This is a genomic window from Bradyrhizobium sp. AUGA SZCCT0169, assembly GCF_018130085.1.
GTDB lineage: Bacteria > Pseudomonadota > Alphaproteobacteria > Rhizobiales > Xanthobacteraceae > Bradyrhizobium.
Map to the genome: position 1 here is coordinate 80,425 of NZ_JAFCMC010000017.1, position 13,894 is coordinate 94,318.

13 protein-coding genes are annotated in these 13,894 nt (G+C 63.9%); 6 read left to right on the top strand and 7 right to left on the bottom strand.

Features of this window, described 5'->3' with window-relative positions; translation table 11 throughout:
* Nucleotide 1: 1 nt before the first annotated feature.
* Complete coding sequence (locus tag JQ609_RS20125) at nt 2-514, bottom strand: DUF1993 family protein (protein ID WP_212208655.1); 513 nt, start codon at nt 512-514, stop codon at nt 2-4.
* A gap of 97 nt (nt 515-611) precedes the next feature.
* Here JQ609_RS20125 and JQ609_RS20130 point away from each other — a divergent pair, with 97 nt between their 5' ends.
* Together JQ609_RS20130 and JQ609_RS20135 are read left to right on the top strand one after the other, a co-directional pair.
* Nucleotides 612-1,391, top strand: coding sequence for a transporter substrate-binding domain-containing protein (locus JQ609_RS20130; RefSeq protein ID WP_212208654.1), 780 nt, complete (start codon nt 612-614; stop codon nt 1,389-1,391).
* Nucleotides 1,392-1,578: 187 nt separating this feature from the next.
* Entirely contained in the window at nt 1,579-2,427 is an 849-nt protein-coding gene (locus JQ609_RS20135) for a DUF2147 domain-containing protein (protein ID WP_212274679.1), read from the top strand.
* A 195-nt stretch (nt 2,428-2,622) separates the two neighbouring features.
* On the opposite strand, the gene JQ609_RS20140 is transcribed toward JQ609_RS20135, so the two are convergent.
* On the bottom strand, nt 2,623-3,027 hold the full coding sequence (locus JQ609_RS20140; protein ID WP_212274680.1) for a cupin domain-containing protein: 405 nt from the start codon (nt 3,025-3,027) through the stop codon (nt 2,623-2,625).
* Nucleotides 3,028-3,050: 23 nt separating this feature from the next.
* Nucleotides 3,051-3,749: a ribonuclease activity regulator RraA gene (locus tag JQ609_RS20145; RefSeq protein WP_212274681.1), complete on the bottom strand. Its 699-nt coding sequence runs from the start codon at nt 3,747-3,749 to the stop codon at nt 3,051-3,053.
* Nucleotides 3,750-4,004: 255 nt separating this feature from the next.
* Between JQ609_RS20145 and pxpB the strand changes: the two genes are divergently transcribed.
* From pxpB to JQ609_RS20160, 3 genes are read left to right on the top strand one after another with little or no spacing between them, the layout of a single operon-like run.
* Nucleotides 4,005-4,736 carry a 5-oxoprolinase subunit PxpB gene (gene pxpB, locus JQ609_RS20150; RefSeq protein WP_212274682.1) on the top strand — a complete coding sequence of 244 codons (732 nt, stop codon included), beginning with the start codon at nt 4,005-4,007 and terminating at the stop codon, nt 4,734-4,736.
* On the top strand, nt 4,733-5,788 hold the full coding sequence (locus tag JQ609_RS20155) for a biotin-dependent carboxyltransferase family protein (RefSeq protein ID WP_212274683.1): 1,056 nt from the start codon (nt 4,733-4,735) through the stop codon (nt 5,786-5,788). The genes pxpB and JQ609_RS20155 overlap by 4 nt, the downstream gene beginning before the upstream one ends.
* A 35-nt stretch (nt 5,789-5,823) precedes the next feature.
* Nucleotides 5,824-6,594, top strand: a complete 771-nt coding sequence (locus JQ609_RS20160; protein ID WP_212274684.1) for a LamB/YcsF family protein — start codon at nt 5,824-5,826, stop codon at nt 6,592-6,594.
* Nucleotides 6,595-6,599: 5 nt separating this feature from the next.
* On the opposite strand, the gene ggt is transcribed toward JQ609_RS20160, so the two are convergent.
* From ggt to JQ609_RS20175, 3 genes are read right to left on the bottom strand one after another with little or no spacing between them, the layout of a single operon-like run.
* The gene (gene ggt, locus JQ609_RS20165; RefSeq protein ID WP_212274685.1) at nt 6,600-8,222 is read right to left on the bottom strand and encodes a gamma-glutamyltransferase; all 1,623 of its coding nucleotides are present in this window, start codon (nt 8,220-8,222) and stop codon (nt 6,600-6,602) included.
* Nucleotides 8,223-8,261: 39 nt separating this feature from the next.
* A complete protein-coding gene (locus JQ609_RS20170; protein ID WP_212208648.1) occupies nt 8,262-9,347 on the bottom strand; it encodes a TRAP transporter substrate-binding protein in 1,086 nt (361 codons plus the stop codon).
* A 40-nt stretch (nt 9,348-9,387) separates the two neighbouring features.
* Nucleotides 9,388-11,361 (bottom strand): primary-amine oxidase, encoded by a 1,974-nt coding sequence (locus JQ609_RS20175; RefSeq protein WP_212274686.1) that lies wholly within the window; start codon nt 11,359-11,361, stop codon nt 9,388-9,390.
* A gap of 139 nt (nt 11,362-11,500) precedes the next feature.
* On the opposite strand from JQ609_RS20175, the gene JQ609_RS20180 reads away from it, so the two are divergent.
* Complete coding sequence (locus tag JQ609_RS20180; protein WP_212274687.1) at nt 11,501-12,454, top strand: helix-turn-helix domain-containing protein; 954 nt, start codon at nt 11,501-11,503, stop codon at nt 12,452-12,454.
* Here JQ609_RS20180 and JQ609_RS20185 read toward each other — a convergent pair.
* The gene (locus tag JQ609_RS20185) at nt 12,442-13,893 is read right to left on the bottom strand and encodes an aldehyde dehydrogenase (protein WP_212274688.1); all 1,452 of its coding nucleotides are present in this window, start codon (nt 13,891-13,893) and stop codon (nt 12,442-12,444) included. The two genes, JQ609_RS20180 and JQ609_RS20185, sit on opposite strands and share 13 nt — an antisense overlap.
* Between the last annotated feature and the right edge of the window lies 1 nt (nt 13,894).

Sequence of the window (13,894 nt, forward strand, 5' to 3'; positions counted from 1 at the left end):
GCTATCGCCGCGGCCCGAGGAAATCCTTCTTGGCGAGATCCACGCCGGCATGGCGCAGGATGTCGTAAGCCGTGGTGACGTGGAAGAAGAACTGCGGCACGCTGAATGTCAGCAGCAACGACCGCCCGATGAATCTGCGTGTCGCCCCGTTCTTGAATGTAAACACCACCTCCTTGTCTGCGGCGCCGTCAATCTCCGCGCGTGGCAGGCTTTGCACAAAGGCGATCGCTGCCGCGATACGCGATTGGAGCTCGGGAATATCCGGCTCGGCCACCGGAAAAACATGCGGCTCGCGCCCGGCCAGCAGCGCGCAGGCAACCACCGCATGACGGTTGGCCTCCCCGACCTGGCGCGTCAGATTGTACATGTTGGGATAGAGCCGCATATCGAGCAGGATCGCCGGATCGATGTTTTTGGCCTTGGCATAGGTCGAGGCGTGGTCCAGCAACGTCGACAGATTGCCGAGATACGGCACGAAAACATCGACCGACGTTTCACAGAGCGAGATGGTCACGATTGGATCTCTCCGTCTGGCGCGGCGCCGACATCTGGTCTAAATCCTGCGTCATCACAAACAAGGTGTCATCGAACTCACCGGCGGAGAAGAACTGATGCTTCGAATGCTATTTGGTCTGGGCATGGCTGCCCTGTTGACGATGTCAGCCCATGCCCAGCAGCCGGCGCCTTCCCGCCTCGACGACATCATCAAGCGCGGCACGCTGCGGGTCGGCATGACCGGCGACTACCGGCCCTTCAGCTATCTCGACAAGACGACTTCGAAATTCAGCGGCTTTGACGTCGACATGGCGGAAGCGCTCGGCAAGGCGCTCGGCGTCAAGGTCGAATTCGTCCACACCGCATGGCCGCAACTGATGAAGGATTTCGAGTCCGACAATTTCGACGTCGCGATGAGTGGCGTATCGATCACACTCGACCGGCAGAAGAAGGGCCTGTTTTCGACGCCGATCATGCGTGAGGGCAAGACGCCAATCGCCCGCTGCGCCGACAAGGGCAAGTACGAAACCATTGCCGACATCGACAAGCCAGGCACGCGCGTGATCGTCAATCCCGGCGGCACCAACGAACGGTTTGCCCGCGCCAACGTCAAGAACGCGGAAGTGAAACTCCACAACGACAACGTCACGATCTTCGACGAGATCGCCAAGGGCAATGCCGACCTGATGATGACGGATTCGTCGGAGACGCTGTACCAGCAGAAGCTACATCCCGGCGTGCTGTGCGCGGTGCATCCCGAAAAGCCGTTCGACTTCGCTGAGAAGGCCTATTGGCTGCAGCGCGACGTCGCGCTGAAAGCCTTCGTCGATCAGTGGCTGCACATTGCGAGAGAGGACGGCAGCTTCAGGAAAATCTACGCCGCCTGGTTCGATTGATCGGCCGGCAAAATATGCAATTTTCGCCGCAAATTGACCGTCAATCGGTTGCAAATTAGGCTGCTCAGACGACATTGAACCAAAGCCGCTAGTGCACGACTTACCATTTGAAAGTGATCTGGATCACGTTTTGCGAGCTGCCATTGCGTAGCTTCGGGGGTTGGGATTCCCTGCTCAGGAGGTCATTATGAAGAAGCTTCTGGCGATCGCCGCGTTTTTGCTGGCGAGCAGTGCCGCGCAGGCGCAGTACACCTTCGATTACGGCGGCCGCACCATTCGCATCGATCCCGATCGCGGCACCGTTCAGATCCCGGGCGTCTACGACAATACGCCGAAGGCCAAACGCTCGCGCAACGAGGACGGTGATCGCGATCGCCCGCGCAAGCAGTCGCCGCAACAGGCAAAGACGGACTCCAGGACGCCACCCGACACGGTCGCTCCCGCCGCACCTGTCCCCGCCGCGCCCGTCCCCGCCGAGCAGGCCGCTGTGCCGCCGGCCCCTGCACCCGTCCCTGCAGCTCCCGCACCGGTCGCGGCCGCGCCCGCTGAACCTTCGACCGCCACTGTCGCCGTTGCCCCGGCGGCGGATCCGGTGACTGTGCCGCCCGCCCCACTGCCGCCCAGCGCACCAGCCCCGCAGGTCCAGCAAGAGCCGCCTCCCGCGCCGAAGCCCGCGCCTGCCGTCGCTGCGGTAACGCCGCCGCCCGCACCGACGCCGGCGGCCCCGCAGGCGGCAAACTCGCCGCTTGGCGTCTGGCTGACGGAAGAGAAGGAAGGCAAGGTCCGCATCGAACAATGCGGCCCCAATCTTTGCGGCTACTCCGTCGACAAGAAGTCGAACCGCAACGGCGAGCAGGTGCTGATCAACATGAAGCCCGGCAAGGACAACAAATGGAGCGGCCGGATTTTCGATCCGAGTTCCGGCAGCACCTATGATTCAACGCTCGCGCTTAAAGGCACTGACAGCCTTCGCGTTCAGGGCTGCGCCTTTGGCGGCATGTTCTGCGGTGGCCAGACCTGGACCCGCGTGAACTGACGCGCCAACAACGCACATTCAACCAGGGCCTCGCCTTCGCCGGCGGGGCTTTTTGTTTGCGGGTTCTCGTTCGCGTCGACCTCTCAGGCCATCGGTTCACGCTATGGGCGATGAACGGTAGGGCCCGAACAAAAAATCGCGAAAACAACCCCATGCAAAGCAGAACGGGTCTCGGCTCGCTTCATCCGGGAGACGCTACCCGACCTTTGCCGAATACTCGGCGTCCGTGACCTTCTCCATCCAGGTCGCGTAGCTACCGTCGAGCGCTTCCTGCATCGCGATGTGGGTCATGCCGTTGGTTGGCGAGGCGCCATGCCAGTGCTTCTCGCCGGGCGGGATCCAGACGACGTCGCCGGGCCGGATTTCCCGGACCGGTCCGCCCACGGCCTGCACACGGCCGATCCCCGAAACCACGTACAGGGTCTGCCCGAGCGGATGCGAGTGCCACGCCGTACGCGCGCCGGGTTCGAAAGAGACGCGGGTGGAAACCAGCCGCGCCGGCGCTTCAGTGGCGATGATCGGATCCTGCCAGACCGTACCGGTGAAATAATCGGGCGGAGCCTTGCGCGTCGGCCTCGAGCCGGAGACGTGAATATCCATGGCATTACCTCGTTTTGTTGATGTTATTTCTTGGTCGCCGCGTAGCGGGCCTTGGTCTCGGCATTCATGGGGTAGAGGCCGGGAAGCGCGGCGCCGTTGTTCACTTCGTTGACGATCCAGGCTTCCATCCGCTCCTGCTCGGCGCCTTCGGCCAGAATGAGGTCGAGGAACGCTTGCGGGATCAGCACCGCGCCGTCCTGGTCGGCGACCACGACGTCGTTCGGGAATACCGCCACCCCGCCGCAGCCGATCGGCTCGCCCCAACCGACGAAGGTCAACCCGGCCACCGACGGTGGCGCCGCGTAACCATCGCACCAGACCGGCAGGCCGGTACCGAGCACACCCTCGACGTCACGCACGACGCCGTCGGTAATCAGCGCCGCGACCCCGCGCTTGACCATGCGCGCGCACAGGATGTCGCCGAAGATACCGGCATCCTTGACGCCCATCGCGTCGACCACGGCAATGCAGCCCTGCGGCATCGCTTCGATCGCCGTCCGAGTGGAGATCGGCGAGGACCACGACTCGGGGGTGGCGAGATCTTCGCGCGCGGGCACGAAGCGCAGCGTGAAGGCCGGCCCGACCAGCCGCGGCTGTCCCGGGCGCAACGGTTTGGTGCCGCGCATCCAGACGTTCCGCAGGCCCTTCTTCAGGAGGACTGTGGTGATGGTGGCGGTGGACACGCGGGACAGGGTCGCGATCGCTTCGGGGGTCAGGGACATCGGTAAGGCAACGCTCCAATGGGAGGGGATCAAAAGGTAGCGCATCTTGCGGGGCGCGGGCATCGCGTCAAGGGTTCGTTCGAAGAGTTCGATCACAACAGCTTATCACTGTCATGCAGATTAATTTATTGAACTTGCTCAATGATTTCGCACGAAGCGAATTCCACTGGCGCGCGAAACACGCTACAGCTTGATCTCAGCCCAAGCGTTCCTGAGACCGTCCCTGAGACAGATCCCCGAGGCAGTACCGAGGCCATGGCCGCGACGCTACCCCCGCCCCGCCTTTTGCCCAGTGGCGACAGCGCCATCACGGTAGAGTTTTCCCGCAACATCGACGATGCCGCCAACGGGCGGGTGCTGGCGCTCGACCGCGCGATGGCGGCCACGCCGGTTGAAGGCGTCACCGAGACCGTTCCGACCTATCGCTCGTTGCTGGTGCATTACGATCCCGTGCGAATTTCATTTGAAGCGCTTGGCGAGCAGATTTTGGCGCTGGCGCAGCTGCCGGTACCGGCAACGACAAAGACGCGGCGCTGGCGCATCCCCGTGGTCTATGGCGGCGAGCACGGCGTCGACCTCGAGGACGTCGCCAAGACGCTCAAGACCACGCCCGACGACATCGTCGCGCGGCATGTCGCCGGCGACTACCGCGTCGCCATGATCGGCTTTACGCCGGGCTGGTCCTATCTCTCGGGATTGGCGGATTCCCTGCAGATGCCACGGCGGCAAAATCCGCGGCTACTGACGCCGGCCGGCACGGTCTCGATCGGCGGCGTGCAAACCGGGGTGCAATGCCTGGCCGGCCCGAGCGGCTGGCATCTGCTCGGACAGACCGCAGTTCGAACCTATCAGCTGCATCGCGATCCGACTTTCCTGCTGGAGCCCGGCGACGCCATCACGTTTGTACCGGTCGACAGCAAAACCTTTGCCGACCAGGACCGCGCTGCGGCCGCGGGCGAGATCGTGGCCGAGTTGATGCCGTCATGAGCAAGCTCGTCGTCACCTCCATCGGCCCGGCCAGTTCGGTGCAAGACGGCGGCCGCCCCGGCTCGCAGCGCTATGGCCTGGTGCCGAGCGGCGCGATGGACCGGCTGGCATTGGCGGCGGCCAACACGCTGGTCGGCAACGAGCCGTTTGCTGCCGCTGTCGAAATCGGCCCGTTCGGCGCCGCCTTCACCGCGCGCGGCGGCGCCGTTCGCATCGCGCTGTCAGGCGCGTCGCGCAACGCCGACATCGCCGGACGCCCGGTTGTGATCGATACATCGGCGACGCTGGCCGACGGCGAGACGTTGACGCTTGGCTTTGCCCGCAGCGGTTCGTTCAGCTACCTCGCCATCGAGGGCGGCATCGCCGGCGAACCTGACTTTGGCAGCCTCTCCGTCAACGCCCGCGCCGGGCTCGGCAGTCCCTACCCGCGCCCGCTGCAGGGCGGAGACGAATTGCAGACGAAACCGGCCAGCGGCGCACCGGAACGCCGGATCGAGCTGCCGGCCACGGCAGAGGCGCCGATCCGCATCGTGTGGGGGCCGCAGGATGACGAATTCGGCGACGATGCCAAGAAACTGTTTATCGACAGCGAGTGGAAGATTTCGGCCACCAGCGACCGCATGGGTTACCGGCTCGAAGGCCCCGCCATCAAGCATCTGCACGGCCACAACATCGTTTCCGACGGAACCGTGAACGGCAGCCTGCAGGTTCCCGGCAACGGCCAGCCGATCGTATTGATGCCGGATCGCGGCACCAGCGGCGGTTATCCCAAGATCGCGACGGTGATTTCCGCCGACTTCGGCCGGTTTGCGCAGACGCCGGCGGGGCGCGCCTTTCGCTTCAAGGCCGTGAGCATGGCTGAGGCACAAGCCGCGGCAAGAAAGTTTTGGGAATTGCTGCGTTCCCTGCCCGACCGGCTGCGGCCCATCGAAAGCTTTGATCTCGACATCGACGCGCTGCAAGATGCCAACGTCGCCGGCTATGCCGTCAGCGCCGTCGACGCGGCGACCTGGCAGGTCACGTCGCCTGCGGATGTATCGGGACCGGACTGATTCAAGATCCACTCACCAAGAAGCGGACCAACACCATGACAACCATCGACCTCAACTGCGATCTCGGCGAAGGATTTGGCGCGTGGGAAATGGGCAATGATGCCGCGATGATCGAGCTCGCGACCTCGGTCAACGTCGCCTGCGGATTCCATGCCGGCGATCCCGACATCATGCGCCGCACGGTCGAGCTTGCGAAGGCACGCGGCGTCAGCGTCGGCGCCCACCCCGGCTACCGCGACCTGCACGGATTCGGCCGGCGGCCGATGCCCGGCCTGAAATCATCCGAGATCGAGAACCTGATCGCCTACCAGATCGGTGCGTTGCAGGCGATTGCGACCGCGGCCGGCCACAAGGTCACCCACGTCAAGGCGCATGGCGCGATCTCGAACGTCGCCTGCGAGGACGACATGACCGCACGGGCGATCGCCAACGGCATCAAGGCGGTCGATCCCAATTTGATTTTCGTGGTGCTGGCCAATTCCAAGCTGGTGACCGCGGGCGAAGCCGCCAACCTGCCGATGGTGCACGAAGTGTTTGCCGACCGCGCCTATGAAGACGACGGCCAGCTGGTGTCGCGCAAGAAGCCGGGCGCGGTGCTGCATGATCCCAAGATGATCGCCGACCGGGTGGTGCGGATGGTGCAGGACGGCGCCGTGGTCTCGGTCACCGGCAAGGTGATCAAGATGCGCACCGATACCGTCTGCATTCATGGCGATACGCCGGGCGCGGTCGAGATCGGGCGCGGCGTGCGTCAGGCGTTGAAGGATGCCGGGATCGCGGTGGCGCCGTTCAAGACGGCGAATTGACGTTTTCAGTATCCAATCGCGGCGCCGTCGCTGCGGGGGTCCGAACCGCCGCTCAGGGTCCCGTCGTGCGCGGAGATGGTGATGCCATGGGCGTGGCCGGCCATCTCCTCCCACGGGGCCCAGCGATGGACAGTGTGGCCTCGTTGTTCCAGCGCACGGATCGTGTCCGCGGGAAAGCGGTTTTCCATGTGCAGGGTGTCGCGCGCTTCGCCGAGTGCGAAGCGGCCGGACAGGAACCGCGGCAGTTCGATCGCCTCCTGAATATCGAGCCCGTGATCAATCATCGCCGAATAGAGCTGCAGCTGGATCTGCGGCTGTCCATCCGCGCCCATGCAGCCCAGCACGCTGCAGAGCTTGCCGTCGCGTTTAGCCATCGAGGCGATCAGGGTGTGCAGCGGGATTTTTCGGGGCTCGAGCCGATTGGGATGATCGGGATCGAGCGAGAAGTACGCGCCTCGGTTCTGCAGCACGACGCCAGTAGCTCCCGCCACCACGCATGACCCGAACCCGCCATAGAGGCTCTGAATGAGCGAGGCCGCGTTGCCGTCTCGGTCGACCGCGGCAATGTAGACGGTATCGCCGGCCAGGCTGCCGAATGACGGCACCTCATCCCATTTCAATGCGCGCGCCGGATCGATCAACCCGCTGCGTTGGCGTGCGTAGCCTTTGGAAATCAGGGTCTCGACGGGCACCTTGGCAAAGGCGGGATCGCCGAGCACGAGATCGCGGTCGTGATAGGCGATCTGCTTGGCCTGAACCATCAGGTGCAGGCGGTCGGGTCCGAGGAGGTCCATGCGGCGCGGTTCGAGCGGCGCGAGCAGATTGAGCATCTCGATCACGGTAAAACCCTGCGTCGGCGGCGGCGTGTTGAAAATGGTGACGTCCCGGTAGCGGCCAGTCAGCGGCAAATCCCAACTCGCCCTTTGCGCCTCGAAATCTCCGGGCTGAAAGAAACCGCCTCGCGCTTGCGAGAAGCGCAGCATTTCAGCGGCGACCGGCCCCTCGTAAAAGCCGGACCATCCATGATCCCCGATCGCTTCAAGCGTCCTCGCCAGATTGGGGTTGGTGAGTTTTGTGCCGGGCAACGGCACGGCGCCACCGGGCAGGAAAATCCCGGCGGTTTCGCATTGCCGAAGGAGATCGTCGCGCATCATCTCGATGAAGCTCGCCAGCCGTCCGGTGACCGGAAAGCCTTCGCGCGCATAACCGATCGCGCCTTCCAGCACGCGCTGCAGCGGCAGCCGGCCATGGGTCTCATGCGCCGCGACCCAGCTTGCAACCGCGCCCGGTACCGTCAGCGTTGCCGGGATGATCCCGCGCAGCGGGATTTCTTTCAACCCTCTCGCCGCCATGGACGCCAGCGACGCACCCGCTGCCGCCCTGCCGCCGCCGTTGAGGTAACTGATCTCTCCGCTGCGGCCGTCATGCACGAGCCAGAACGCATCGCCGCCCAGCCCTGTCATGTGCGGATAGACCACCGCCAGTACGGCGCTCGCGGCAATCGCGGCATCGACGGCGGATCCACCTGCGCGAAGCACGTCGACGCCGGCTGATGAAGCCAGCGAATGCGGTGACGTCACCATGCCATGAGGTGCGAGCGAGACCGGACGGCCGGTGCGAATATCCAAATGGGTCCCCAGTTCTGGCGAGCCGCTGGCGATGTCAGCCTAGCCGCGGCTTCGCCGGATCATGTAATTGTCGTAGGTGGCTTCACAGACCTGATGCCACTGATATTGCTCGTTGCGGAACGCCGTCATGGAGTCGTTCAGGGCCTTGAACTTGTCGTTCTTGGCCGCAACCTCCGTAAACAGCTCATTGGTGGCCTTGAAGCAGGCGTCGAGGATGTCGGTCGAGAACGGCCGAAGCTGGGCGCCGGCCGCGACCAGGCGCTTGATCGCCTGCGCGTTGCGCGCGTCATATTTCGCCGTCAGGTCGGCGGCGACCTGTGCGGCCGCGATCGTCATCATGTCCTGATAGACTTTTGGAAGCTCCGCCCACTTCGCCGTGTTGATGTAGAGAAAGCCATTGGCGCAGCCTTCCCACCAGCCGGGATAGTAGTAATAGGGCGCGACCTTGAGGAAGCCGAGCTTCTCGTCGTCATAAGGGCCGATCCATTCGGCGGCATCGATCGTGCCTTTCTCGAGCGCGGGATAAATATCCCCCGGCGGAATCTGCTGCGGCACCACGCCGATGCGGGCCAGCACCTGCCCGGCCACGCCGCCGACCCGGAATTTCAGACCCTTCAAATCATCGAGCGTCTTGATCTCCTTGCGGAACCAACCGCCCATCTGCGCGGTCGTGTTGCCGAACGGCAGGCCGTAGATGCCGTAGGGCTTGTAGAGGTCGTTCATCAGGTCGAGCCCGCCGCCATAGGCGAGCCAGGCATTCATTTGCCGCGTGTTGAGCCCGAACGGCACGGCAGTGCCGAACGCGAACGCCGGATCCTTGCCGATGTAATAGTAGGACGCGCTGTTCCCCATCTCCACGGTATTGTTGGCCACCGCGTCGAACACTTGAAAGGCCGGCACGATTTCGCCCGGGCCATACACGCTGATCTGGAATTTCTGCTCCGACAGATCCGCCATGGCCTTGCTGAACATCTCGCACGCGCCATAGAGCGTATCGAGGGATTTTGGGAACGACGTCGTCAGCCGCCAGCGCACGGTTGGAGCGGACTGTGCGATCGCGGGCGCGCTGACAGCCGTTGCGGCGGCGGCAAGACCGGCGCCCTTGAGAAGGTTCCTGCGGTTCATGGCCCATCTCCTGTTTGGATCGGATGCGAAACCAGTAGTATCAGCCGCAGCACGCCCCCTTCTCCCTGACGTCGCGACTTGCATCGTTGCGGTCAGGCGGCAAATCCATCGCCGGATTCTCGGCGAAGAAGCCGTTCGGCTTGAGGGCGAACCCAACATATTCGACCGGCATGACCGGAAAATCCTCGGGCCGGCAGACATGGGTAGCGCCAAAAGTGTGCCAGACCACGATGTCCTCGTTTTCGATTCCGCGGTTCTGCGCCACGTATTTCGGCAGACCGTCGCCGCCGGCGTGCTGGTTCGGAAATTCTCCGCTGGCATAACGTTCGTCGGGCGTATAGCGCGTGACCCAGAGGTGCTTGGTCGCAAAGCCGCCGCGCGCGGTCATGTAACAGTTCTCCTGCGCCAGCATGACAGGCGCCGCATGCGCCAGCAGCTTGTACCCGGTCGGCCCGCCGACGCTGTTCGTTTGATTGGGATTGATGATCTTCCAATAACGCCCGGTGCGGCCGTCGGCCTCGCGGGCCGCATCCTGTTCGCGCGCGAGCGTTCGCGCTGTGGTGTCGAACACGTTGCCGTACGGATTGTCCTTGCCGAAGGGCAGTGGTTTGAATTCGTGCTCGGTGACGCTGTTGCGCTCGCCATCGACCATCATGTGCAGGCGCGCGTTGAAGAAGTGCTGGTGCGTCGGACCGCCCAGCCCCTCCGCGACCATGCCGCCCCAGGGATAGGATTGGCCGGGCGCTACCGCCGCCGTCTGGATAATGCCGGTCAGCTTGACCTCGAGCTGGATCGAGCCGTCCTGATAGAAATACCAGTAGAAGCCGTAATCGTAATTGCCGACGGTCGTGAAGAACGAGATCACGAGACGGCGGGAGCGCCGCACCTCGAAGGTCTCGTTGCGGAATTCATAGTGCTTCCAAAGGATGCCGTAATCCTCCTCGTGCAGGCAGATCGCGTTCTTCATGACAGACGGCTTGCCGTAATCGTCGGCGACCGGCACGTCGAAATAATGGATGTGCCCAAGGCAGTCGCAGCCGAGTTCCAGCGCGTTGGCAAGCTTGCCCAGACCGTATTCGCCGGCGTCGAACGCGCACTTCCAGAAATGGTTCGCGGTCGGATCAGCGTAGGGCACGATCATGTCGGATACGCTCGCCCGATAGATGATCGGCCGCTCGCGTCCGCTGTCGTTGAAGCCGATCTGATGCAGCACGAGGCCTTCGCGTGCGGTCCAGCCGACTCGGAACGACCAGTTCTGCCAGGAAACCTTCCAACCCTCGACGAAGAAACCGGGACCGTCTTTCTGCACGATGTCGAGCGGCTTGACATCCTCGCGCATTTTCGGGATCGACGCGCGATCATAGTTGCGAGACCGCTTCGGGATCGGAACGATTTCCGGCTCGTCCACGAGCTGGACGACCTTGTCCTCGATCAGATCAACCAGCGCGACCACGCCCTCGATCGGATGGGCATAGCCATTGTCCTTGATATCGCGGCGCCAAAAGGAAACCCCACTGACAAGCCTGCGGCCCTTCTCGACGTCCCGGTCGAAATAACCGGCTGAGAACGGATCGACCTGGACCAGCTCGATGTCTTCGTCCGTCAGCCCGCGACGCTTCATCGCGTGTCGCCATCCGGCATCACGCTTGACGATGTCGCCGACCTTGAACACCTCCTCGATCGTGACGGGGGGCTGGCCATAAGGATGCGCCTTGGTCGGATGTTCGCGCCAGGCCATCACCTTCCGCGATCCGAGGTCTACGGTCGCGATATGGGTCGCCCCGGTCTTGCAGTCGAACAGCGTGACCGCCGCCTGCCTCGGCAACGTGCCGGGTGTCCAACTCAGGATATCGGCCTTGGCCGGTTCCTCGAGCTGGACGTGGGAGAAGCGGGTATCCGGGCCAAGCTGCTTGGCGTCGCGCAGCAGTTCAGACGCCAGCGCGACCTCGGCCTCGCTAAGGGGATCGAGGGGATGCGTGACGGCCGTACCGGCCGGTTCTCTCGTCAGGTCCATATTCGCACCTTGCAGCATTGGACCGCACGTTAGGGTAACCAGGGTGCACCGTCTTGAATGAACCTGCCAGCTTTTCGACCTTGCCAGCCGGCCCGAATTCGGGCGACGGTAGCTGTCACCCTGTGGAACCGCATCCGCGATGCCGATCAGCGTCTCGACAGACCAAATCCACCCCGCCGAACGCCAGGCGTTCTGGACCGAGTCGATCTGTCGATCATTCGCCCATATCGAGACCAGGCCGATCGGCCCGACGCGGGTCAGCGGTCACTTCGAGTTCGTGGAACTCGGCAGCGTCAAGCTCGTGCGTTTCGACAGCAGCCCGCAATGCTACAGCCGCGACGCAAGGCTCGTGAGCAAGGCGGGCTCGGACGAATTCATGTTCGATTTTCAGCGTCGCGGCCGAAGCTCGATGGCGCAGGCCGGTAACGAAGGCACGATCGAGCCGGGATATGGCGTACTCTATGACGCGCGGCGGCCGTTCGAGGACCGGCTCGATGGACCCGAACAGCGTTCCGAAGTGCTGATCGCAACGGTTCCCGCCGCGACGTTGCTCCGGATGTTTCCGCAGGCCGAGCGGCTATGCGCGAGACCCGTCCCTCTGTCCGGCGCCATCGCGCGCTCGATCGCGGCTTTCATTCGTGCGGCCATCCGTCTGTCGGATGCGCGGCCAGGCCAGCACGAAACGGATATCGTGGCTTATCTGTCGACCCTGCTGCGCCTCGCAACCGGTGACGACCACGGGCTTACCCGCACCGAGCTATTCGGCCTGATCGACACTTATTTGAGGGCGAACATTGCGGCGATCCGGCCGGCCCCGGCGATTGCGGCCGCCTTCGGCGTTTCGGAGCGGACCTTTCATCGCGTCTTCGCCGACCAGCAGACGACGTTTGAACGCCACGTGCTCCAGCTGCGTGCCGATCACTTTCGAGACCTGCTGCTGCAACCTGCCCTGTCGCAAACTTCAATTGCCGCGCTCGCCATGCAATGCGGTTTCGCCGACGGCGCGCACGCGACCCGGACGTTCAAGAGCTTCTTTGGCGTCACGCCGCGGGATTTCCGCGGCGCGATGTCAGCCCAAACTCAGATCGGGTAGTGCTGCGGACCGGTCTCGATGGTGATCCAGCGCAATTCGGTGAATTCGGCGATGCCTGCCTTGCCGCCGAAACGGCCATAACCGGACGCCTTCGTACCGCCGAACGGCATTTGCGCTTCATCGTGCACCGTCGGGCCGTTGACATGGCAAATGCCCGACTCGATCCGCTTGGCGACCTCCATGGCGCGGCCGATATCACGGCCAAACACCGCCGCTGACAATCCATATTCGGTGTCGTTCGCGACCCGCACCGCCTCATCCACGCTGTTCACGCGCACGATGCTGACCACTGGACCGAACGATTCCTCGCCATAGATCCGCATGACAGAGGTGACGTGATCGAGCACGGTGGCCGACATCAACGTCCCCTCCGACCGGCCGCCGGCCACAACGCGCGCGCCCTTAGCTACCGCGTCCTTGATCAGACCCTGGATGCGGTCGACGGCATCAGCGCCGATCAGCGACCCCAGCGGCGTGCCGCCCTTGCGCGGGTCGCCCGCCACCAGCGAGTCGGCCTTGGTCGCCAGTTTGGCGACGAAGGCGTCGGCGACCTTGTTGTCGAGCACGATCCGCTCCGTCGACATGCAGATCTGTCCCTGGTTCATGAACGCGCCGAAAGCGGCGGCGGCGACCGCGGCATCGATATCCGCATCATCAAGCACGATCAGCGGCGCCTTGCCGCCGAGCTCGAGCAGGGCCGGCTTGAGATACTTTGCTGCCGTCTGGGCGATGATGCGGCCGACGCGGGTCGAGCCAGTGAAGTTGATGCGGCGGACCGCCGGATGCGCAATCAGGGCCTCGATCAGATCAGGCGCATCTTCCGGCGCGTTGGTGATGACGTTGACCACGCCGGGCGGCAATCCCGCATCGCGCAGGCACTCTGCGATCAAACGGTGGGTGCCCGGACAGATTTCCGAGGCCTTCAGAATAACCGTGTTTCCGCATGCGAGCGGCAACGCCACGGCGCGGACACCGAGGATCACGGGCGCGTTCCAGGGCGCGATGCTGAGCACGACGCCGGCCGGCTGCCGGACCGCCATCGCGATGCAGCCCGGCTTGTCCGACGGGATCACCTCGCCCGAAATCTGCGTCGTCATGGCGGCGGCTTCGCGCAGCATCCCCGCTGCAAGCATCACATTGAACCCGGCCCAACCGGCGGTAGCACCCGTTTCAGTCGCCATCAGTTCGATGAACTGCGCCGTCTTGGCTTCGAGCGCGTCGGCCGCCTTGAGCAAAATCTTTCGGCGCAGGCCCGGCCCGGTCACCGACCACGCCGGAAACGCGGCCGCGGCTGCATCGGCCGCGCGTTTGGCATCGGATATCTGCGCGGCGGAAGCGCGGGTAGCGACTTCGCCCGTGATGGGGTTGAGGCGATCGAACGTGACGCCGTCAACAGCCTGAACGTCCTGGTTTTCGAGCAGCAGACTGATCTGGTTCATG

Excerpts from the sequence above, each read along its gene's own strand:
- JQ609_RS20130 (WP_212208654.1), top strand. The coding sequence starts at position 612 with ATGCTTCGAATGCTATTTGGTCTGGGCATGGCTGCCCTGTTGACGATG.
- JQ609_RS20135 (WP_212274679.1), top strand. The coding sequence starts at position 1,579 with ATGAAGAAGCTTCTGGCGATCGCCGCGTTTTTGCTGGCGAGCAGTGCC.
- JQ609_RS20140 (WP_212274680.1), bottom strand. The coding sequence starts at position 3,027 with ATGGATATTCACGTCTCCGGCTCGAGGCCGACGCGCAAGGCTCCGCCC.
- JQ609_RS20145 (WP_212274681.1), bottom strand. The coding sequence starts at position 3,749 with ATGTCCCTGACCCCCGAAGCGATCGCGACCCTGTCCCGCGTGTCCACC.
- pxpB (WP_212274682.1), top strand. The coding sequence starts at position 4,005 with ATGGCCGCGACGCTACCCCCGCCCCGCCTTTTGCCCAGTGGCGACAGC.
- JQ609_RS20155 (WP_212274683.1), top strand. The coding sequence starts at position 4,733 with ATGAGCAAGCTCGTCGTCACCTCCATCGGCCCGGCCAGTTCGGTGCAA.
- JQ609_RS20160 (WP_212274684.1), top strand. The coding sequence starts at position 5,824 with ATGACAACCATCGACCTCAACTGCGATCTCGGCGAAGGATTTGGCGCG.
- JQ609_RS20170 (WP_212208648.1), bottom strand. The coding sequence starts at position 9,347 with ATGAACCGCAGGAACCTTCTCAAGGGCGCCGGTCTTGCCGCCGCCGCA.
- JQ609_RS20175 (WP_212274686.1), bottom strand. The coding sequence starts at position 11,361 with ATGGACCTGACGAGAGAACCGGCCGGTACGGCCGTCACGCATCCCCTC.
- JQ609_RS20180 (WP_212274687.1), top strand. The coding sequence starts at position 11,501 with ATGCCGATCAGCGTCTCGACAGACCAAATCCACCCCGCCGAACGCCAG.
- JQ609_RS20185 (WP_212274688.1), bottom strand. The coding sequence starts at position 13,893 with ATGAACCAGATCAGTCTGCTGCTCGAAAACCAGGACGTTCAGGCTGTT.